This window comes from Pseudogemmobacter sp. TB195 (assembly GCF_058313095.1).
Genome location: NZ_JBZEGG010000023.1, coordinates 66,341 through 86,802 on the forward strand (window position 1 = coordinate 66,341; position 20,462 = coordinate 86,802).

Sequence of the window (20,462 nt, forward strand, 5' to 3'; positions counted from 1 at the left end):
TGCTCCTTGGTTGCTCTGAGTACTTCGCATTTGCAGAAATTGCGAGGGGCAAAATCGCCACAAAACCGATGCGAGCCCTGCAGGTTTAGCGAAGTCGAAAGCAAATCGCTGCAAAGATCTGTGTGGGTAATGGGAAATTTCCGCCAGGGCGGCGCGCGTTTCCGGCCCGTCCTGCGGCGCTCAATGCCGCCAGGCAGGCCGGGCTGCGATCGCTCTGGTGGTGGTTTTGGGGGTTTGGCCTGGTGGGGCCACGGGGTAAGGCAATGGGGACCATACAAATACTGCATCCGCAGGAGCGGATTTTGCAGGATGGCGAAGTCATCGCATCGATCTATCGCAGCCTCGGCACGGCCGCGGCCGATCAGGTCGTAAGCCGCGCTTTGGGAGAGCTGGCGCAGGTGCTGGCGGGTCTGGCCAGTCAGATCCGCGATCACGAATTGCAGAGCGCGGACCGGCAGCTGCAAAAGCTCCGCGCCATGGCGGATAACCTCGGCATGCAGAGCCTGGAACGCGCAGCCTCGGATGCACGCCTGTGCCTGCAACGCGGCGATGGCACGGCTTTCGCTGCGGTCTGGGCCCGGATCCTGCGGATCGCGCGGCGCTCGCTCAACCCGGATCCGGAATTCGCCGATGGATCGCTGTAGCCACTGCTGCGGGCCGGGAAAGGTCTCGGGATCACCTGTGTGTTCCCCTCTCGCGAGCGCCCCTTGCAGCCGGAAGCCCGCCAGGCCAGTCTCGCGCAATCACTGACCGCGCGCACCAGGCCCCGGCCTGGCGGCGACATAGAACCGGACCCGATCATGGCAGAGCAGACCAGAACAGAGCCCCGTTTCCTCGAACCAGGCGGGGAGTCGCTGCCGCTCTATATCGTCACCCCTGCCGGCCTGCCGGAATTTCTGGCCGGAAAAGGCGCCGAATTCGCGCCCTGGCTGCGGGCCAGCGGCTTTGAGGCGGCGGCGGGCGAGCTGCGCCTCCTCCCGGGGGGCGATGGCATCCAGGGCGCGGTGGCGGGGCTGGGCACAGACCGCGCCCGGGCCCGGCAGCGCTTTGTGCTGGCCAAAGCCGCAAGCGCGCTGCCCGATGGCACCACCTGGCATTTCGCGACCGAACTCGCCGCCGATCTCGCCTCCGAGGCGGCGCTTGGCTGGCTCCTGGCCTCCTACCGGTTCGACCGCTACCGCCCCGGCAACCCCCCGGCGCAGCCTGCGCAACTCGTTGTGCCCGCCGGCGTCAATGCGCGGCAGATCGAGGCGATGGCGGCGGGCGAATTCCTCACCCGTGATCTGATCAACACCCCCGCTCGCGATATGGGCCCAGACGAGCTGGAAAGCGCCTTCCTCGCGCTCGCGGCCGAACATGGCGCCACCACACAGGTGATCCGGGGTGATGATCTGATCACGCAGAATTTTCCGCTTATTCATGCGGTTGGCCAGGCAAGCCCGCGCGCGCCGCGCCTGCTTGACCTTCGCTGGGGCAGCACGGGCCCGCGCCTCACCCTGGTCGGCAAGGGCGTCTGTTTCGACACGGGCGGCCTCGATATCAAACCGCCAAACGGCATGCTCCTGATGAAAAAGGACATGGGGGGTGCTGCCACCACCATGGGCCTTGCAAAGATGATCATGGCGCTGAACCTGCCGATCCGGCTGCGGCTGCTGGTGCCGGCGGTGGAAAACGTGATCGCGGGCAATGCCCAAAAGCCGAAAGACATCGTGACCAGCCGCAAGGGGCTGACGGTCGAGATCAATGACACCGATGCCGAAGGCCGCCTCGTGCTCGCCGATGCGCTGGCCTTTGCGACCGAGGAAGAGACGGATGCGCTGATCACTATGGCGACGCTGACCGGCGCCGCGCGGATTGCGGTCGGCCCCGACCTCGCCCCCTATTGGGCGCAGGATGATGCGATGGCCGCAGCTCTGGAACGCGGGGCAAAATCCGGCTTCGACCCGGTCTGGCGGCTGCCCTTTCACGAGGCTTATGAGCCGGTGATCGAACCCGGGATCGCTGATCTCGACAATGCGCCTGGCTTCGGCTTTGCAGGGGCGATCACGGCGGCACTTTTCCTGCGCCGTTTTGCCGATCACCCGCGCTATATGCATTTCGACATTTACGGCCATACGCCCTCCGACGCGCCGGCGCGGCCCAAAGGCGGTGCGGGCCAGGGGGCGCGGGCGATCCTGAACGCCTTGCCCGAAATCCTGGGGCTATAAGGATGGACCACTGACATGGACCGCCGGCTGACCCCGTTTTCCGGCCGGATCGGCCATATCTCGCTGAGGGGGCGCATCGCTGATGTCCCCCTGACCGAGGGGGAGCCTGCGCGGATCGGAACCCCACTGGCGCCGCTGCTGGCCGCACCGACAGGGGCGATCGACCGGCAGCTGATCTTTGGCGACGAGGTCACGGTGATCGACCGGCGGGAGGGCCGTGTCTTCGTGATGGCCGCGAAAGACGGCTATTGTGGCTGGGTGGCGGCAACCAGCCTCGCCCCGCCCCGCGCGGCCTCGCATCGCGTGCAAAGCCCGGCCACCCATCTTTATCCGGAACCCCGCGTCCAGGCTCCGCCGCTGATGCCCCTTTGGCTGAACGCCCGCGTCATGGTCACCGGCGAAACCGGCTCCTGGGCGGAAACCCCTGATGGCTTTATCCCGAAATCCCATCTTGCGGCGCTGGACCAGGCGGCGCGGGATCCGGTCACGGTCGCACAATCCCTTCTTGATGCCCCCTATCTCTGGGGTGGGAACTCCGCCGCCGGGGTCGATTGTTCGGGCCTTGTACAACTTGCCTTCCATGCCGCCGGCCTCGCCTGCCCAGGCGACAGCGATCTGCAACAGAACATCGGCCAGGCCATCCCCGACAGCGCCCCCCTGCACCGCGGAGACCTGTTGTTCTGGAAAGGCCATGTCGCGCTGATGACCAGCCCGACCCGGCTGATCCACGCCAATGGCTATACGATGTCGGTGGCCTATGAAGACCTCGCGGCCGCCATTGCCAGAATTCGGTCCCATTACGGGGGCGATCTCATCACCCGCCGCCGCCCCTGACGGCAGATCCGTCGGAACATTGCGCGGCGGCAATTTATCCCGTCAATAACATGCCAGGGTCCTGCGGGGCCGGCATCCATCCGGCAGCCAGGCTGAAATCGTTCCTCTCAGCCCTCAGCCGACGGGCCGGATCAGCTTGCGCTCCAGCACTCTGAGCACCTGCTCCAACTCATGTCCGCGCCGCAGCACCTGGCCGCCCTCGCCGAGAACGGCATAGATCCCCTGCTTCAGCCGCAGCTTCGGGCGCTTTTCGATGCGGTAAAGCGGGGTCTCGGCGCTGCGACGGAAGACCGAGAAAACCGCCGCCTCCCGCCCATGCGAAATGCCGTAATCCCGCCATTCGCCGGCGGCCACCATCATCCCGTAAAGCCGCAGGATTACAGAGAGCTCCTGCCGCTGGAACGCGACGATCTCCGGCTCTTTACCACCCGCCGGAAAGGGAAGGGGCGCTTCCATGTTCATGCAACCAGTCTGCCCGCCGCTTTGCCACAAATCAAGCGCTGCGCGACACAGCTTCGTTACACTCCGGGTCACGGCCCTTTCGCAGGCCGCATCTCAGGACGTGCCCCCTCACGCCGGGGTCAGGCCAATCCGGCGGCGGCCCGAACCTCACCGGTCACCAGCCCACGCCAGTTCTTTTGCACCGGGTTAAGCCAGCGCGACACCTGCGGATCGCCTGCCTCGACCACGCCCAGCCGCACCAGAAGCGCCGCAATCGCGGCTTCAGAGGCGCGGTGATTGCCGTCGACGGCCTTAATCGCGATGCCGATGCCCCGTTCCGGCAGGATGCCGATAAACACCCCTTCGGCGCCGGTCTTCACCGCAGCGCGGCCGCGCGCGGCCCGCATCAGCCCGGTACAGGCGCGGCCTTCGCCCGCGACCAGTTCCGGATGCGCCATCATCGCCTCGCGCAGTGCAACCATCGCTTCGGCCCTGGCGCCCTGCCCCGGTTTTGCATTGGCAAAACCGGCCATCGCGCGGCCAAGCCCTTCCAGGCTCAGCGCGAAATTCGGCGCCGAGCAGCCATCAATCCCCCAGCCCGAGATCTCCTCGCCCGCAACCTCAGAGGTCGCCTCGCGGATCGCACGCTGCAAAGGATGGTCGATCTCGTGATAGTCGGGCCCCCAGCCCTGATGCTGCACCACGGTCAGGAAACCACAATGTTTACCCGAACAGTTATTGTGCAGTTGGCAGGGCGCCTCTCCCTCGCGGATCAGCCGGTTGCGCTCCTCGCGGTCGGCGGGCTCATGTGCGCCACAGCGCAGATCCGGCTCGGTAAGATCCAGATCCGCCAGCCAGCGCCCGGTTTTTGACACATGCAGATGCGCGCCCTCATGGCTCGCGCAGGCAAGTGCCAGATGCCCGCTCCCCAGCCTGCGATCCGCTGCCGCGCCGGTCTCGATCAAAGGCAGCGCCTGGATCATCTTGCACGACGAGCGGGGAAAAATCACCGCCGACGGGTTCCCCCAGGCCTCAATGATCCCCTTGGCATCGCAGATCACCGCATGCCCCAGATGGGTGCTTTCCAACACGCCACCGCGCCAGAGTTCCGCCAGCGGAGCGGCTCCGCTATCGACCCTGCGACCGTCACTTCCTGTTTTCCGCGCCATTCCGTCCCTCACAGATGTGCGATTTTCTGCGCAGAGGGCTTTTACCCCCTGCCATTTTTAAGTATTTCTGCAATATCGGGTTCAGAAAGCGCCTGCCAGATCAGAATGGCCCCTATCAGAACGGCCGCAAGACTGAGGCAAGGCGTAAACAGAGGCAAGAGACAGCTTGGAGGCTGCGTCAGACATATGACTATCGCCCTTCGTCGCGCCATTGGCGTCTGCGCAATCATCCTGGCCGCCCCCTTCGCGGCATCGGCTCAGGAATCGACCAATCTCGTCACATCAATGACGGACTGGAACGTCTTTGTGGACGGCAATCCGAAAGAATGCTGGGGCGTCTCGAAACCGCGGGAATCCGTCAATACCAAGGATGGCCAGCCGGTTTCAGTGCGGCGTGGTGACGTTCTGCTTTTCGTGACCTACCGTCCGGGCGTCGCGCCGCAAGTGTCATTCACCGGTGGCTACCCCTTTGCCAGCGGCTCGACCGTGACGGTCGCCGTCGGCAGTTCGACCTTTAATCTGTTCTCGGATGGCGAATGGGCCTGGTCGGGTTCAGCCGAAGACGATGCCACCCTGATCCGCGCGCTGCGTGGCGGTGCCGATGCGGTGGTCTCGGCGCGTTCGGGCCGTGGCACCCAGACCCGCGACAAATTCAGCCTGCGCGGTTTCTCGGCCGCGATGGATGACGCGGCGGCGCGCTGCAAATAAGCCGCATCACCGGCAAATATTCCGCGCTCCGCCCCCCGGCGGGGCGCTTTCATTTTCGCCGCTTTCATATTTGGGGCCAATCGCGTATAGCGCAGCCTGACAATAGCCAGATCGCCTGTAGCAAGGCTCTATCCTGAAGGATCTGCCAGATGAACGACCTCACCCCCGCCCGCGCGGTTGATGCCCCGATCACACAAGATGTGATGACGATTCCGCGCAAACTGCCGGAGACGGACAAGGTCAATCTCGTCGGCCTGACCCGCGCCCAGCTGAAAGACGCGCTGATCGCTGCCGGCACGCCCGAGAAACAGGCGAAGATGCGGGTCGGCCAGGTCTGGCAATGGGTTTACTATTGGGGCGTGCGCGATTTCGCACTGATGACCAATCTCGCCAAAGACTACCGCGCGCTGCTGTCTGCGAAATTCGAGATCGCACTGCCCGAGATCGTGACGCGCCAGGTCTCGGCCGATGGCACCCGCAAATACCTTCTGCGCATCGCCGGTGGCCATGAGGTCGAGGCGGTCTATATCCCCGAGGAAGGCCGCGGCACGCTTTGCGTGTCGAGCCAGGTCGGCTGCACACTGACCTGTTCCTTCTGCCATACCGGCACGCAGAAACTGGTGCGCAACCTGACGGCGGGCGAAATCGTCGGCCAGGTCATGCTGGCGCGCGACGACCTGGGCGAATGGCCGGAACCGGGCCAGGGCTCGACCGGCGAGCGCCTTTTGTCGAATATCGTCCTGATGGGCATGGGCGAGCCGCTCTACAACTTCGACGCCGTCCGTGACGCGATGCTGATCGTGCGGGACGATGAAGGTATCGCTTTGGGGCGCCGCCGCATCACGCTTTCAACCTCGGGCGTGGTGCCCGAGATTGCGCGCTGCGCCGAGGAAATCGGCTGCCAGCTGGCGATCAGCTTCCACGCCACCACGGATGAGGTGCGTGACAAGCTGGTGCCGATCAACAAGAAATGGAACCTCGCGACGCTCCTGGGCGCGCTGCGCGACTATCCGCGCCTGTCGAATTCGGAACGCATCACCTTTGAATATGTGATGCTCAAGGGCGTGAACGACTCTGACGCTGATGCGCGCCGTCTGGTGAAACTGATCCAGGGCATCCCCGCCAAGATCAACCTGATCCCGTTCAATGAATGGCCCGGCTCGCCCTATGAGCGCTCGGACTGGGAGCGGATCGAGGCTTTCGCCGATATCATCTATAAGGCCGGTTACGCCTCGCCGATCCGCACCCCGCGTGGTGAGGATATCATGGCGGCCTGTGGTCAGCTGAAATCGGCGACCGAACGCGCGCGCAAATCCCGCGCGCAGATCGCGGCGGAAACCGCAGGCGCCTGAGAAATCCGCACTCTCTGCGATATTGCAACCGTAATGTCGCAGGGCTGAGACCTGACTGTCAGAAAGCGCCGCTACCTGTCCCGCCATGAAACGCGACGACAGGAGTTCGCCCATGCGCCCCGGCCTCACCCTTGCTTTGACCACTGCCCTGACCGGCCTCATCGCCCTGCCCGCCATGGCGGAAGAGAAATTTCCGGTCAGACTGGCCGGCCATGCTTTCCTGCCGGCCTTTACCATGGTGACCCCACCGGCCGACGCGCCGCGTGACCTCTGGGTCTCGGGGAAGTTCACCGGCAAGACCCGCAATGAGGCGCCGATGAGCGTGATGGGGGATGTCGGCAAGGCCTACGGCGCGCATCCGACCGGCATTTCGCTGCCCTTTATCGGCCAGCCTGTGCAGGGCTTGTCGGGCTTTGCGATGAACCGCGCGGAAGATGGCAGCTGGTTCACGCTGACCGATAACGGGTTCGGTTCCAGGCTGAATTCCCCCGATGCGATGCTGATGTTCCACCGCCTGGCGCCCGATTTCACCTCTGGCAAGGTCGAACGGCTGGAGACGGTGTTCCTGAAGGATCCCGGCCACGTCGTCCCCTTCCGCATCGCGAATGAGGGCACTGAAGGCCGCTATCTGACCGGCGCGGATTTCGACCCGGAATCGATCCAGTACCTGAATGACGAGATCTGGATCGGTGAGGAATTCGGCCCCTTCATACTGCGCGTCGGCCTCGATGGCGTGGTGAAATCGGTACATCAGACCATGATGGACGGCGTGGCGCTGACCGGCCCCGACACGCCCGGCACCGTGGTTCCTGCGGTTCCCGGCACCGATTACCGCGTCCAGCGCTCGGGCGGCTATGAAGGTATGGGGCTGCAGCCCGGCAGCAATCTGCTGTGGGGCATGCTGGAAAAACCGTTGCTGATCGAAGGCGGCGAGATCGAGGGCGATTTCCTGCGCGTCTTCACCTTTGACACGGCCAAAGCCGACTGGACCGGCGACAGTTTCAAATTCCGCCTGGCAGAGGGCGCGAAGGCGATCGGCGATTTCAACTTTATCGACGAGACCCGCGCTTTGGTGATCGAGCGCGACAATGGCGAGGGCGACGCCGCGCTGGCCTGTGCCGAGGGTGCCACTGATATGGCAGGCTGCTACCCGCAGCCGGCGCGGGTGAAGAATATCGTGCTGGTCGACACTGCCGCGACTGACGCTGATGGGTTCATCAAACGCATCGGCCATATCGACCTGATGGATATCCAGGATCCGGATGGCAAGGCGCTGGCTGGTCTGAAACCGGCAGAGGGGCCTTTCACCTTCCCCTTCTTCACCATCGAGGATGTGGCGCGGGTGGATGAGACCCATATCCTGGTCGCCAATGACAATAACCTGCCCTTCTCGGGCGGGCGCGAGATCGGTCGCGCGGCGGATAACGAGTTCATCCTGCTCTCGGTGCCGGAACTGCTTGCCGCACGCTGAAGCCGTTTCGGCCCCGGGGCGTGCACCCCCCGGGGCCGGGCGCCTTTCGCCATATATTCTTTCTAAAGGCCGGGCCCCTGCCCGGCCTTGTCCCATGCGCGCCGCTTGACCTCTGGCTGCGGCCTGCTACGCCTGTCACATGTCGCAGCCCGTGATTTCCAATCAGACCGCCCGCCGGATTTTTCTCGACCGACATGCGCTTGCCGAGGCGCCAACCGGCCCGGCCACCGGCGCCGCCCTTGCGGCCCTGATCGACCGCATCGGCTTTGTCCAGATCGACAGCATCGCCACGGTCGGGCGGGCGCATGACATGATCCTTTACGCGCGGCGGCAAAGTTACCGGCCGGACGGGATGAAGCCCCTGATCGAGCGTGACCGGCTTTTGTGGGAACACTGGACCCATGACGCCTCGATCCTGCCGGTCTCGATCTTCCCGCATTGGCATCACCGTTTCGACGAGAATCGGCGGACATTGGTAAAGCGCTGGACCGGCTGGCAAAAACCCGGTTTCGAAGCCGAATTCGACCGCATCTTGCAACATGTCTCGGACCACGGGCCCGTCAGTTCTTCGGATTTCACCAAAGACACGCCGCGCGAAAAGGGCGGCTGGTGGGACTGGCATCCGTCCAAGGCGGCCCTCGAATATCTCTGGCAGTCCGGCGCATTGGCGATTGCCCGTCGCGATGCCTTTCGCAAAGTCTATGATCTTGCGGAACGGGTCATACCTGCCGCGCTCCATCATCACAGGCCCCACCGGGAAGAAACGGTGGACTGGGCCTGCCGTTCAGCGCTGGACAGGCTTGGCTTTGCGACCAGCGGCGAACTTGCCGCCTATTGGAAGGCCATCAGCCCGGCAGAGGCACAGGGCTGGTGCGAGGCGGCACTTCGCCGGGGCGAGGTCGCGAGGGCGAAGATCGAGGGTTGGCAGGGGCAAAGTCGCGACGTCTTTCTCTGGCCAGACACCCTGAACGAAAGTCCGCCCGAACCTCCGGGCCGGATCAGGATCCTGTCGCCCTTTGACCCTGCCCTGCGGGATCGCAAACGCGCAGAGTTCCTCTTTGGCTTTTTCTACCGCATTGAAATCTATGTCCCGGAAGAAAAGCGGCAATATGGCTATTACGTCTTTCCGGTCCTCGAGGGTGACCGGATCATCGGCCGGATGGATGTGAAGGCCCATCGCTCCGGCGGGTGCCTGCGGGTCGCAGGGTTCTGGCCTGAGACCGGGATCCGGGCCGGAAGCGGGCGGCAGGCAAGACTTCAGGCCGAAATGGAACGGCTCGCGCGGTTTGCCGGCTGCACGACGATAGAATGGCTGCCGGGCTGGGATCGCTCCGCGCGCTGACTGTCCCTCCCGATCCGGCAAGCGATCCTTCTCCGATGGCAGGTCGCTTTACCGGGTCTCTCTGCGACGGGTGTCGCTTGGGGCAACGACTGTCCGACGACCTGATCCCGGTCACGGACAGTCAGCCGCCGCAGGGCAGATGCCGCTCCGCCTGCCCCCCGGGATCCCCATGAGCAGATGTTGTGGCATCCCCCCGGGAACTGACCGGGGGCCACATCTGATCAGAAGTCTTCCCATTGCTGCGCGCCGTCATGGGTGCCGGTACGGGCGATCGGGATCGGCTGGAACCCTTCGGGCGTGCGTGCCGGGGTGGGCAGACGGATCTCCGGCGCCCGTTTCGCTGCCTCCCTGGCTGCGGGCACCACAAAGCGCTGCAGCGTTTCACTCAGTTTCTGCGCATCATTATGCAAAGCGTCGGAAGAGGTTGTGCTCTGCACCACCACCGCCGCATTGCGCTGCGTGACTTCGTCCAGCTGTTTCACCCCGGTATTGATTTCCGAAAGCCCAAGCGACTGTTCCCGCGCCGAAGCCGCGATATCCGCGATCAGCGTGGTCACCGAATGGATGCGTTCAATCATCCGGTTCAGCGCAGATCCTGTTTCATGCACGAGGGCAGAACCCGCCTCAACCTGCTCGGTCGACTGGCTGATCAGCCGCTTGATCTCGCGCGCCGATTCGGAAGCCCGTTGCGCCAGCGACCTGACTTCGGACGCAACAACGGCGAAACCTTTGCCTGCCTCACCCGCCCTTGCGGCCTCGACCCCGGCATTGAGTGCCAGAAGATTGGTCTGGAACGCGATATCGTCAATCACATCGGTGATGCGGGTGATCTGGCGCGAGCTTTGTTCGATCTGCTCCATTGCGGTGATGGCGCGGTGAACAACCTGGCCGCTTTCCTCGGCCTGACGCCCGTTTTCAGCCATTTGCGTATCGGCATTGGCGGCATTCTCAGCAGTCGACTGCACGCTTGCCGTAAGCTCGTCCAGCGCGGCGGCGGTCTCTTCCAGCGTCGCCGCCTGAGTTTCTGTACGGTTCGACATATCCTGCGAGATCGTATTGAATTCTGCCGCACCGCTGTCGATCGAGCCGGCGATCTGTCGGATCATCACCATGGTTTCGGCCAGCATATCGACCACACCATTGAAATTCTGTCGCAACTCTTCGTAACGGACCGGGAAAGGATCCTCTGCCGGGTTCGAGATCGCCGCCGTCAGATCCAGCCCGGACAGCCGCGCCAGCGAATCCGACAGGTCCCGCACGACCCGGCTCTGCTCGGCCTCCCGACGGGTCGATTCTTCGCTCATCGCTTCGGTCTCAACCACCGACCGGCGCCAGTCTTCAAAGCCGCGGGCAAAGGTGCCGATCTCATCCTGACGGTTCAGCGCGGGCACCTCGACCGTGGCGTCACCGCTGCGGATCCGCTCCAGCACCTGCGAAAGCGATCCAAGCGGTCGCAGCAGCCCCCGATTGGCCAGGAACAATATAAGGGCACCGATCAGCGAGGCGATGCCAACCCCGATGATCCCCTGGATCTCGGCCGAACGCAGATCTCCGCGCAAGACGGTCTCGGGCACAAAATTACACAGGATCCCGATAACCGCTCCGCTCAGATCACGGATCGGGATCAGGTTGACCGAATAGGTTTCGCCGAAAAGCACCGCCGGGCCCATATAGCGCTCGCCCCGCAGGATATAGGGCCTGGCCGGGTGATCGAGGCCCAGCGGAGAGTCCACCCAGCGGCGCCCGGCCTCGTCAAAGATGCTGGTGGTCACCCGGAAAAAATCGCCGCGCGCGTCATCCCAGCGGAGGATCGAGAAATGCGTGCCGGCGGTCTTTTTCGCCTCATCCACCATAGTGTGGTTGCTGAAAGTCGGGATCCCGTCCCAGACGGCGTCGGTCACGTTGCCGCTTGCATCAATCTGATAGCTGAGCCCCGCGAAAGTGTCCTGCGTGATCTCGGCGGTCATACGCGTGGCCATCAGGATCAGCGTCTGCAGTCTTTCCTCAACCACCTGCGAAACTTTGTGACTGGCGAGCCAGACGCCGAGCCCCCCCACAAGCAGGAACATGACAAGCGAAAGGCCGGTCAGCTTGGTGACGAGGCCGAGTGAACGCAGCCGATTCATTAGATAAACCCCCGGGGTCAGACATGTTGCCCCGGCAGAATCGGACAAGCGGGTATAGATTCGGTTAGTGGAAATGGGGGTAATTCGATTTGTCGCTATTATTCCCTGACCGGCATGCCCCGGTCAGCCTCGACCGATCCGAATTCACGCGCCCACATTCACCCGGCCACTTTCCCCCGCCACTTTCCCCCGCCAGCTGCCGCGTCTGGTGCTTCCCGCCCCGGCGCCACCCGGCTATAAAGCGCGGATGCGACAGACCCTTTCCGAGATCTACGAGGCCCGTGTGGCCGATGGCAGCCTGCGCCCCGACCCGGCACAGCGCGATGTATTGCCCCTGCTCGAGAGCCTGCGCGACTGGCTCGAAAGCCATCCGCCGCGCAAAGGCGGCTTTCTGTCGGGCCTGTTCGGCAAGGCGCCTCCGGCGGCGCCGAAAGGGCTCTATCTCTGGGGCGGCGTCGGGCGTGGCAAGTCGATGCTGATGGATCTTTTCACCGAAATGACGGCGATCGAGGCGAAACGCCGCGTGCATTTCCACGCTTTCATGCAGGAAATCCATCACGGGATGCATGAGGCGCGCAAGACCGGCGTCGAGGATGCGCTGGCGCCGGTGGCGGCAAAGATCACGCGCGAGCTGCGGTTGCTGGCCTTTGACGAGATGCAGATCACCGATATCACCGATGCGATGATCGTGGGACGGCTGTTCGAGAAATTCTTTGCGGCGGGCCTGGTGGTTGTAGTGACCTCGAACCGCCCTCCCGAGGATCTGTACAAGAACGGGCTGAACCGGCAGCTCTTCTTGCCGTTCATCGACATCCTGCGCGAAAAGCTGGTGATCCATGAGATCGTCAGCGCCAATGATTATCGCCAGCACCGGCTGACCGGGGCACAGGTCTGGTTCCAGCCCGCCGGCAGCAATCACGGCCGGATCGATGCGATCTGGAATGACCTCACCGGCGGCGCTGCGGGCATGGCGTTGCGGCTGCCGGTCAATGGCCGCGAGGTCGAGCTGCCGCGCTTTGCCAGCGGTGTCGGGCGCGCGGGCTTTTACGATCTTTGCGCCCGCCCGCTGGGGGCCGCGGATTTTCTTGCGATTGCCAGCGCCTGCCGGGTGCTGATTCTGGAAGATATCCCGCAGCTCTCGGCATCGAACTATAATGAGGCAAAGCGTTTTGTGACGCTGGTCGACGCGCTTTACGAGGCAAAGGTGCGGCTGATCGCATCGGCGGCGGATGAGCCGGAGCGGTTATACCTCGAAGGCACCGGCGCCTTTGAATTTGAACGCACCGCGAGCCGGCTGCGCGAGATGCAGGACGCGACATGGGGATCCGATCACAGGGATCCCGGTGCAGAATAAGGTGCCTCCCGGTCCCCCGTCCGTCAGTATGACCCTGGGGGTCAGCCGTGGAATATCTGCCATATCAGACGCAATGCCATAGCGCCCGAGGTCACGACCAGCAGCGGTCGGATCAGCTGCGCCCCGATCCGCATGGCCAGCTTCGCCCCGATCCAGGCGCCGAGCGTCTGGGTCAGCGCCATGCCCAGCCCCACCAGCCAGAGCACATTTCCCGAAGGTATGAACACCGCAAGCGAGCCAAGATTTGACGCGAAATTCAGGAGTTTGGTATGGGCGGTGGCCCGCAGCACCCCATATCCAGCCAGCAGCACGAAACCCATCATGAAGAAGCTGCCTGTCCCGGGGCCGAAAAAGCCGTCATAGGCCGCGATGGCGGGCACGATGGTAAAGGCGAAAACCGCGGGCTTCATCCGCTGCACCCGATCCTGATCGCTCAGCCCTTTGCGAAAGGCAAAAAAGCCCGCCACCGCGATCAGCACGACCGGCATGATGATCCGCAAAAGATCTGCCGAAATCAGATGCGCCACCATCGCGCCCGCTGCCGCCGCCAGGGCCGAAATCACCGCCATCGGCAACTGTTCTGACAGGCGCACATGGCCCGCTTTGGCATAGGTCAGCGCGGCGGTGCCGGAGCCGAAGCTGCCTTGCAGCTTATTGGTGGCCAGCGCCTCGATCGGCGAGACGCCGGCAAGCAGCAAAGCAGGCACCGTGATCAGGCCGCCGCCGCCGGCGATGGAATCGATCATCCCCGCCACAAAGGCCGCAAGCATCAGAAGAAGCGCCAGATCCGTCGCGATTTCAAACATGTCAGAGGTCGAGCCGCCGGCTCACCCGCCCGACAACCGCGCCGCTTTTCAGCGCCCAGCCCGGATCTGCACTGTAATCCACAAAGCCAAGCCGCGCATAATAGGCAAGGCCAGGGCGGTTATCGGCGCGGATCGTGGCGTTCAGAACTGCCACACCTGCCGCGCGGGCGGCAGCGCCTGTGGCCGCGAAAAGCGCCTGGCCGATGCCGCGTGCCTGGACATCCGACGCAACGAATGTCCCGATTTCCGCCCAGCCTGCGGGCAGCGCCGGATTGGGAGAGACGACCTGAAAGCCGATCACCCGGCCCTCGAGCTCGGCAACATAGCAGCAAATGCCATCTTCCGGCGCGATATAGCGCGCGAGGATATCGGCCTCCTCGCGCTCATCCTCATAGGCAGTGGTGCCGCCCTCGCGGATGATGAGGTTTTGCAGCGCGGTCATCGCGGGTGCATCTGCTGGCAAAGCGCGGCGGACAATCATGCTACGAACTCCTCGCGCGTGTAGCCCTGCAGGTATAGCAGCGCCGTCAGATCCCCGTGATTGACACGGATCTTCGCCTCGGCCTGCACCTTCGGCTTGGCGTGAAGTGCTACCCCGGTACCGGCGCGCTGTAGCATCGGCAGGTCATTGGCGCCGTCGCCCACTGCGATCACCTGATCAGCGCCGATCCCGAGCCTCGCGGTGATCTCTTCCAGCGCCGTCACCTTGGCCTCTTTCCCGAGGATCGGATCGGCGACCATGCCGGTCAGCTTCCCCTCCTCAACCAGCAGCGTATTGGCGCGGTTCTCATCAAAGCCGAGCCGCGCCGCAATGGCGGCAGTAAAGGCGGTAAACCCGCCCGAGACCAGCGCCGTATAGGCGCCGTGCGCTTTCATGGTGTTCAGCAGCACCGCGCCGCCGGGCATCAGCGTGATCCGGTCCCGGATCACGCCCGCAATCACGCTTTCCTTCAGGCCTTTCAACAGACCCACGCGTTCGCGCAAAGCCGCTTCGAAATCCAGCTCGCCATTCATCGCCCGCGCAGTGATCCCCGCGACATGCGCGCCCACACCGGCCTCATCGGCCAGCTCGTCGATACATTCCTGGCGGATCATCGTGCTATCCATATCGGCGATCAGCAGCTGTTTCTTCCGCCCTGCCTCGGGCTGGATCGCCAGATCCAGCCGAAGCGACTGGAGGTCGCGCCAGACCTGATCCGCATTGTCCGGCACATTGGCCAAAGGGAACTCGGCCGCCACGCCAGGATCCAGCCAGCGCGCATCACCGCCCCCCCAGGCGTTGCGCAGGCTCTCGACCGTTTCGCGGTTCAGAATCGGGGTCTCGGGGCTGGTCAGCAAAGTGGCGACGAACATCTGGCCTCCGGGCGCGTCTGGGATCTCAGGCAGGGTTTCAGCCCGGGAATTACGCGCTTTCCGGGGCCAAATCCAGCGCGCTGGAGTTCTTTTGCACCTGCATCGCGAGCGCCGCATTGCAGCGATTGACATTGTCATTAAATAATCGATACCTCTATCAATGCGAAAGATTATTGCGCATGCAGAATTGGCGGCGCGTGACAGGTGAGGCGACCATGACCGAAGCAAAAGCTCCCACGGAGACCATCGCAGGCGCAAAGCCGGTGAAGGATAAGCCATGGCTCTTTCGCACCTATGCCGGCCATTCGACCGCCAGCGCCTCGAACGAGCTCTATCGCGGCAATCTCGCCAAGGGGCAGACGGGCCTCTCGGTTGCCTTCGATCTGCCGACGCAAACCGGTTATGACAGCGATCATGAGCTTTCGCGCGGCGAGGTCGGCAAGGTCGGTGTGCCGGTCTGCCATCTGGGCGATATGCGGTCCTTGTTCAAAGATATCCCGCTTGAACAGATGAACACCTCGATGACGATCAACGCGACGGCGCCCTGGCTGCTCGCGCTGTATGTCGCCGTGGCCGAAGAACAGGGCGCGGATATCACCCAGCTCCAGGGCACCGTACAAAACGACATCATCAAGGAATATCTCTCGCGCGGCACCTATATCTGCCCGCCGAAACCGAGCCTGCGGCTGATCACCGATGTCGCGGCCTGGACCGGGCAGCACTTGCCGAAATGGAACCCGATGAATGTCTGTTCCTACCATCTGCAAGAGGCCGGCGCGACGCCGGAACAGGAGCTCGCCTTTGCTTTGGCCACGGCCTGCGCGGTGCTTGATGATCTGAAAGGGAAGGTCGCGGAAAAGGACTTCCCCAAGATGGTCGGGCGGATTTCCTTCTTCGTGAATGCCGGCATCCGGTTTGTCACCGAGATGTGCAAGATGCGCGCCTTTGTCGATCTCTGGACCGAGATCTGTCGCGACCGCTATGGCATAACTGACGAGAAATACTCGCGTTTCCGCTATGGGGTGCAGGTCAACTCGCTTGGCCTGACCGAACCGCAGCCGGAAAACAATGTCTACCGCATCCTGATCGAGATGCTTGCCGTGACGCTGTCGAAACGCGCCCGCGCCCGCGCCGTGCAGCTGCCCGCCTGGAATGAGGCGCTTGGCCTGCCGCGGCCCTGGGATCAGCAATGGTCGCTCCGGATGCAGCAGATCCTCGCCTATGAAACCGACCTGCTGGAATATGACGACCTCTTTGACGAGAACCCCGCCATCGACCGCAAGGTCGAGGCGCTGAAACAGGGCGCGCGTGACGAGCTGGCGCAGATCGACGCCATGGGCGGCGCGGTCGCCTCGATCGAATATATGAAATCGCGGCTGGTCGAGGCCAATGCCGAGCGCATCGCCCGGATCGAGACCCAGGAGACCATCGTCGTTGGCGTGAACCGCTGGCGCGAAACCGAACCCTCGCCCCTGACAACCGGTGATGGCGCGATCATGGTCATCGATGAAGCGGCCGAGGCCGATCAGCTTGACCGCCTGCGCGCCTGGCGCGAGGCCCGCGACGAGGCCCGCGTCCGCGAGGCGCTGGAAGAGTTGCGCGAGGCAGCAACCCAGGGCCGCAATATCATGCCACCCTCGATCAAAGCCGCCAAAGCCGGTGCTACCACCGGCGAATGGGGCGAAACCGTCCGCAAGGCTTTCGGCCAGTATCGCGGGCCGACGGGTGTGTCGAAGAACCCCTCGAACCGCACCGAAGGGCTGGAGCCGATCCGCGAGGCGGTCTCGGCGGTCTCGGCCCGGCTGGGCAGGCAATTGTCCTTCCTGGTGGGCAAGCCCGGCCTCGACGGCCACTCGAACGGCGCCGAACAGATCGCCGCCCGCGCCCGCGATTGCGGCATGGAGATCCATTACGAGGGTATCCGCCTGACGCCTGCCGAGATCGTCGCCGCCGCCGCCGACCAGGACGTGCATGTCGTCGGCCTCTCGATCCTTTCCGGCAGCCATATCCCGCTGATCTCCGATATGATGGAGCGGATGCGGGCGGCTGGCCTCACCGTCCCGGTTGTCGTGGGCGGCATCATCCCCGAGGAGGACGCGGTGAAGCTGCGCGCCATGGGGGTCGCCGCCGTCTATACGCCGAAAGATTTCGAGCTGAACCGGATCATGATGGATATCGTGACCCTGGTGGACCCGGAGCCGGAGGCCGCGTGAGCGTCAGGTTTTCCGCAGGCGCCGCCCCGGGTCGCGACCTGTTTTCCCGGTCTGCATGGGCGGCATAGCGATTTTCCACCCCAGTCGCGCCGCCTTGCGGTTTGATGGTTACTCCGGCAGGTCAGTCAATATGACCGACCCATCCGGCATATTTTATGGTATATGCACCAATCGTCAGTCAGAGTGACGATATTTTGCCAAATTTTCAGGCAAAATGCCGTATTGCCCTTATACCTGTCCTCAAACTGCTTTATTTCGCGCCAATGTGAATAATCTTCAGGCGAATCGGCGGAACAAGAATGCCTCATCTGGACGAGAGACTTGAATCCATCCTTGCCGAGGTGATGCGGCGCAACCAGGGTGAGCCCGAATTCCACCAGGCGGTACGCGAGGTTCTCGAAAGCCTCGGTCGCGTGGTCGCCAAGCGCCCCGACCTTCTCGAAGACGCGCTGATCGAGCGCATTTGCGAACCCGAACGCCAGATCATCTTCCGCGTGCCGTGGATTGATGACGCGGGCCAGGTCCGCATCAACCGCGCCTTCCGCGTCCAGTTCAACTCGGCCCTTGGCCCTTATAAGGGCGGCATCCGGTTCCACCCTTCGGTGAATGTCGGGATCATCAAATTCCTCGGCTTTGAACAGACCTTCAAAAACGCGCTGACCGGCCTGCCGATCGGCGGCGGCAAAGGCGGCTCCGATTTCGACCCGAAGGGCAAGTCTGACCGCGAAATCATGCGTTTCTGTCAGTCCTTCATGCTCGAACTCCACCGCCATATCGGCGAATACACGGACGTTCCCGCAGGCGATATCGGCGTCGGCGGCCGCGAGATCGGCTATATGTTCGGCCAATATAAACGCCTGACGAACCGCTACGAGGCCGGCGTACTCACCGGTAAGGCGCTGTTCTACGGCGGCTCGCGCGCCCGCACTGAAGCCACCGGCTATGGCAATACCTATTTCGTGCAATCGATGCTGGGGACCAAGGGCACCTCGTTCGACGGCAAGAAAGTGGTGATCTCTGGCTCCGGGAATGTCGCGATCTACAGCCATGAGAAGGTCACCTCCTTCGGCGGCAAGGTCATCGCTATGTCCGACAGCTCGGGCTATATCGTTGACGAGAACGGCATCGACCTCGACCTGATCCAGGAAATCAAAGAGGTGCGCCGCGCCCGGATCTCGGAATATCTGCGTATCAAGGGCGAGGGCAAGGGCGTCTGGTTCGTCAAGGCGGGCGAAGGCTCGATCTGGGACGTGCCCTGCGACGTGGCGATGCCTTCGGCCACGCAGAACGAGCTGACCGGTAAGGATGCGAAAGCGCTGGTGAAAAACGGCGTGGTGGCGGTGGGTGAAGGCGCGAATATGCCCTCGACCCCGGATGCTGTGCGGATTTTCCAGGATGCGGGCGTCCTCTTCGCCCCCGGCAAGGCGGCAAATGCCGGCGGCGTGGCCACATCGGCGCTCGAGATGCAGCAAAACGCCAGCCGCGACAGCTGGACCTTTGACCAGACAGAAGCGCGTCTCGCCATCATCATGAAGAACATCCACGACACCTGCGCCGGCACGGCCGAGGAATTCGGCGCGCCGGGCGATTACGTGATGGGCGCGAATATCGCGGGCTTCGTGAAAGTGGCCGAAGCGATGCGGGCGCTCGGCGTCATCTGATCCTGACCGGATGTTTTAAAGCGAGGGGCGTGGCTGCAAGGCTGCGCCCCTTTTACGTGGCTGGCCGCGGTTCCGCTCTTGCATGAAGCAATTCGCTCCTGTTGTATGGCCACCCTCTCGTGACAGGAGCCTCCTCATGAAGACCCGTAAACTCGGCCGCCACGATGTCGGCACCATTGGCTTTGGTGCAATGTCTCTGGGCGGTATATTCGGCGCGACCGATGAGGCGACCAGCCTCAGGGCGCTGGATGCTGCCTGGGATGCCGGCATTACCCATTTCGACACCGCCAATATCTATGGCATGGGCGTCTCGGAAACCGTGATCGGCACATGGCTTCAGGCGCGCGGACATTCCCCGGTGATCGCCACCAAAGCCGCGATCGTCGACGGCACCCCGCGCCGGATCGATAATTCCGAACCCTATCTGCGAAGCGAGCTGGAGGCCTCGCTGAAGCGGCTGCGCCGCGATCATGTCGAGCTCTTCTACATCCACCGCCGCGAGGCCGAACGCCCACTGGAAGAGGTGATCGGAACCCTCTCGCGACTGATTGAGGAGGGAAAGATCGGCGGCTACGGCCTGTCGGAGATCGCGCCCGCCACCCTGCGCCGCGCCCATATGATCCATCCCTGCATGGCCGTGCAGAACGAATATTCGCTCTGGAGCCGTCAGCCAGAGCTCGGCATGATCCAGGCCTGCGCCGAACTTGGCACAACCTTCGTGGCCTTCTCGCCGCTGGCGCGCGGCATGCTGGGCGAAACGGCGCTGGCGCCGCCGACCGACGGATTCCGCGGGCGAAATCCGCGCTTTATTGAACCTGCGTTCTCACGCAATACAGCAACGATTGAAAGCTTCCGCGCCTTTTGCCGCGAGAGAGGCTGGACCACCTCCGCCACCGCCCTCGCCTGGACCTTGCAAAAAGGCGACCATATCCTGCCCATCCCCGGCACCCGCAGCGCCGCGCATCTGCAGCACTGGCTGGCAGCTGACGAGATCAGCTTCACGACTGAAGACCAGGCCCGGATAGACCAGTTGCTTCCCGCAGCTTTTGCCGAAGGCGACCGCTACGGCGATCACCAGCTGGCAGGCATCGAGCGCTACTGCTGACCGCGCCCGGGCCGAAGACAGGCATTCGGCGTGCGCCCCGGCCCGGTATCGGTTTTAGCCCCACAGGCCGCGCAGCGGTAATGATCGGGGCCAATATGGCGTTCAAGCCGCCATCGACAGGCGCGGGTCAGAGTTGACCCGCGCCTGTAATACCAAAGACCGAAAAAAAGCAGAGCAAGGCCAATGGGGAGAAACAGGATCATGGCGAAACAACTCCGGCACCTGCGCCACTGGCCAGCCTGCGCCTCCGGCGGGGATATTTAAGGACAGATGAAAAACACGGTCTCTTTCATCTGTCTCTAAATATCCCGGGGGTGAGC

Annotated in this window: 17 protein-coding genes; 11 read left to right on the forward strand and 6 right to left on the reverse strand. The window is 63.4% G+C overall.

The genetic code is table 11. From position 1 onward, the window contains the following. The first annotated feature begins 263 nt into the window (after window positions 1-263). The 3 genes from AC4FS3_RS21000 to AC4FS3_RS21010 all read left to right on the forward strand — a co-directional run bounded on the left by AC4FS3_RS21000 (window position 264) and on the right by AC4FS3_RS21010 (window position 3,041). Window positions 264-644, forward strand: coding sequence for a hypothetical protein (locus tag AC4FS3_RS21000; RefSeq protein ID WP_491022152.1), 381 nt, complete (start codon window positions 264-266; stop codon window positions 642-644). Between the two features lie 156 nt (window positions 645-800). After that, on the forward strand, window positions 801-2,207 hold the full coding sequence (locus AC4FS3_RS21005) for a leucyl aminopeptidase family protein (RefSeq protein ID WP_491022153.1): 1,407 nt from the start codon (window positions 801-803) through the stop codon (window positions 2,205-2,207). Between the two features lie 15 nt (window positions 2,208-2,222). Beyond that, on the forward strand, window positions 2,223-3,041 hold the full coding sequence (locus tag AC4FS3_RS21010) for a C40 family peptidase (protein ID WP_491022154.1): 819 nt from the start codon (window positions 2,223-2,225) through the stop codon (window positions 3,039-3,041). A 114-nt stretch (window positions 3,042-3,155) separates the two neighbouring features. Here AC4FS3_RS21010 and AC4FS3_RS21015 read toward each other — a convergent pair whose 3' ends face one another. After that, complete coding sequence (locus tag AC4FS3_RS21015) at window positions 3,156-3,497, reverse strand: DUF2794 domain-containing protein (RefSeq protein ID WP_249496411.1); 342 nt, start codon at window positions 3,495-3,497, stop codon at window positions 3,156-3,158. 125 nt (window positions 3,498-3,622) lie between these two features. Further along, complete coding sequence (locus tag AC4FS3_RS21020) at window positions 3,623-4,651, reverse strand: asparaginase (RefSeq protein WP_491022155.1); 1,029 nt, start codon at window positions 4,649-4,651, stop codon at window positions 3,623-3,625. A 186-nt stretch (window positions 4,652-4,837) separates the two neighbouring features. On the opposite strand from AC4FS3_RS21020, the gene AC4FS3_RS21025 reads away from it, so the two are divergent. The 4 genes from AC4FS3_RS21025 to AC4FS3_RS21040 all read left to right on the forward strand — a co-directional run bounded on the left by AC4FS3_RS21025 (window position 4,838) and on the right by AC4FS3_RS21040 (window position 9,524). Then, a complete protein-coding gene (locus tag AC4FS3_RS21025; protein ID WP_283176905.1) occupies window positions 4,838-5,359 on the forward strand; it encodes an invasion associated locus B family protein in 522 nt (173 codons plus the stop codon). A 149-nt stretch (window positions 5,360-5,508) separates the two neighbouring features. Further along, window positions 5,509-6,711 carry a dual-specificity RNA methyltransferase RlmN gene (rlmN, locus tag AC4FS3_RS21030; RefSeq protein ID WP_198836048.1) on the forward strand — a complete coding sequence of 401 codons (1,203 nt, stop codon included), beginning with the start codon at window positions 5,509-5,511 and terminating at the stop codon, window positions 6,709-6,711. Window positions 6,712-6,823: 112 nt separating this feature from the next. Continuing rightward, window positions 6,824-8,182 carry an esterase-like activity of phytase family protein gene (locus AC4FS3_RS21035; protein WP_491022156.1) on the forward strand — a complete coding sequence of 453 codons (1,359 nt, stop codon included), beginning with the start codon at window positions 6,824-6,826 and terminating at the stop codon, window positions 8,180-8,182. Between the two features lie 139 nt (window positions 8,183-8,321). After that, window positions 8,322-9,524: a winged helix-turn-helix domain-containing protein gene (locus AC4FS3_RS21040; RefSeq protein WP_491022157.1), complete on the forward strand. Its 1,203-nt coding sequence runs from the start codon at window positions 8,322-8,324 to the stop codon at window positions 9,522-9,524. A 221-nt stretch (window positions 9,525-9,745) separates the two neighbouring features. Here the strand turns inward: AC4FS3_RS21040 and AC4FS3_RS21045 are convergent, their stop codons facing one another. Next, window positions 9,746-11,650, reverse strand: a complete 1,905-nt coding sequence (locus AC4FS3_RS21045; RefSeq protein WP_491022158.1) for a methyl-accepting chemotaxis protein — start codon at window positions 11,648-11,650, stop codon at window positions 9,746-9,748. A gap of 247 nt (window positions 11,651-11,897) precedes the next feature. Here AC4FS3_RS21045 and zapE point away from each other — a divergent pair, with 247 nt between their 5' ends. Beyond that, the gene (gene zapE, locus AC4FS3_RS21050) at window positions 11,898-13,004 is read left to right on the forward strand and encodes a cell division protein ZapE (protein ID WP_491022159.1); all 1,107 of its coding nucleotides are present in this window, start codon (window positions 11,898-11,900) and stop codon (window positions 13,002-13,004) included. Window positions 13,005-13,045: 41 nt separating this feature from the next. Here the strand turns inward: zapE and AC4FS3_RS21055 are convergent, their stop codons facing one another. Genes AC4FS3_RS21055 through serB form a run of 3 tightly spaced genes read right to left on the reverse strand, consistent with a single transcriptional unit; the run spans window position 13,046 to window position 15,163 of the window. Continuing rightward, window positions 13,046-13,810 carry a TSUP family transporter gene (locus AC4FS3_RS21055; RefSeq protein WP_491022160.1) on the reverse strand — a complete coding sequence of 255 codons (765 nt, stop codon included), beginning with the start codon at window positions 13,808-13,810 and terminating at the stop codon, window positions 13,046-13,048. A 1-nt stretch (window position 13,811) separates the two neighbouring features. Beyond that, on the reverse strand, window positions 13,812-14,291 hold the full coding sequence (locus tag AC4FS3_RS21060; RefSeq protein WP_491022161.1) for a GNAT family N-acetyltransferase: 480 nt from the start codon (window positions 14,289-14,291) through the stop codon (window positions 13,812-13,814). Beyond that, the gene (serB, locus tag AC4FS3_RS21065; protein WP_491022162.1) at window positions 14,288-15,163 is read right to left on the reverse strand and encodes a phosphoserine phosphatase SerB; all 876 of its coding nucleotides are present in this window, start codon (window positions 15,161-15,163) and stop codon (window positions 14,288-14,290) included. The genes AC4FS3_RS21060 and serB overlap by 4 nt, the downstream gene beginning before the upstream one ends. A 215-nt stretch (window positions 15,164-15,378) precedes the next feature. Between serB and AC4FS3_RS21070 the strand changes: the two genes are divergently transcribed. From AC4FS3_RS21070 to AC4FS3_RS21080, 3 genes are all read left to right on the forward strand, one after another. Continuing rightward, window positions 15,379-17,376, forward strand: a complete 1,998-nt coding sequence (locus AC4FS3_RS21070; RefSeq protein WP_491022163.1) for a protein meaA — start codon at window positions 15,379-15,381, stop codon at window positions 17,374-17,376. Between the two features lie 299 nt (window positions 17,377-17,675). After that, complete coding sequence (gene gdhA / locus AC4FS3_RS21075; RefSeq protein ID WP_283176896.1) at window positions 17,676-19,037, forward strand: NADP-specific glutamate dehydrogenase; 1,362 nt, start codon at window positions 17,676-17,678, stop codon at window positions 19,035-19,037. 136 nt (window positions 19,038-19,173) lie between these two features. Next, on the forward strand, window positions 19,174-20,142 hold the full coding sequence (locus tag AC4FS3_RS21080; protein WP_491022164.1) for an aldo/keto reductase: 969 nt from the start codon (window positions 19,174-19,176) through the stop codon (window positions 20,140-20,142). The last annotated feature ends 320 nt before the right edge of the window (window positions 20,143-20,462 follow it).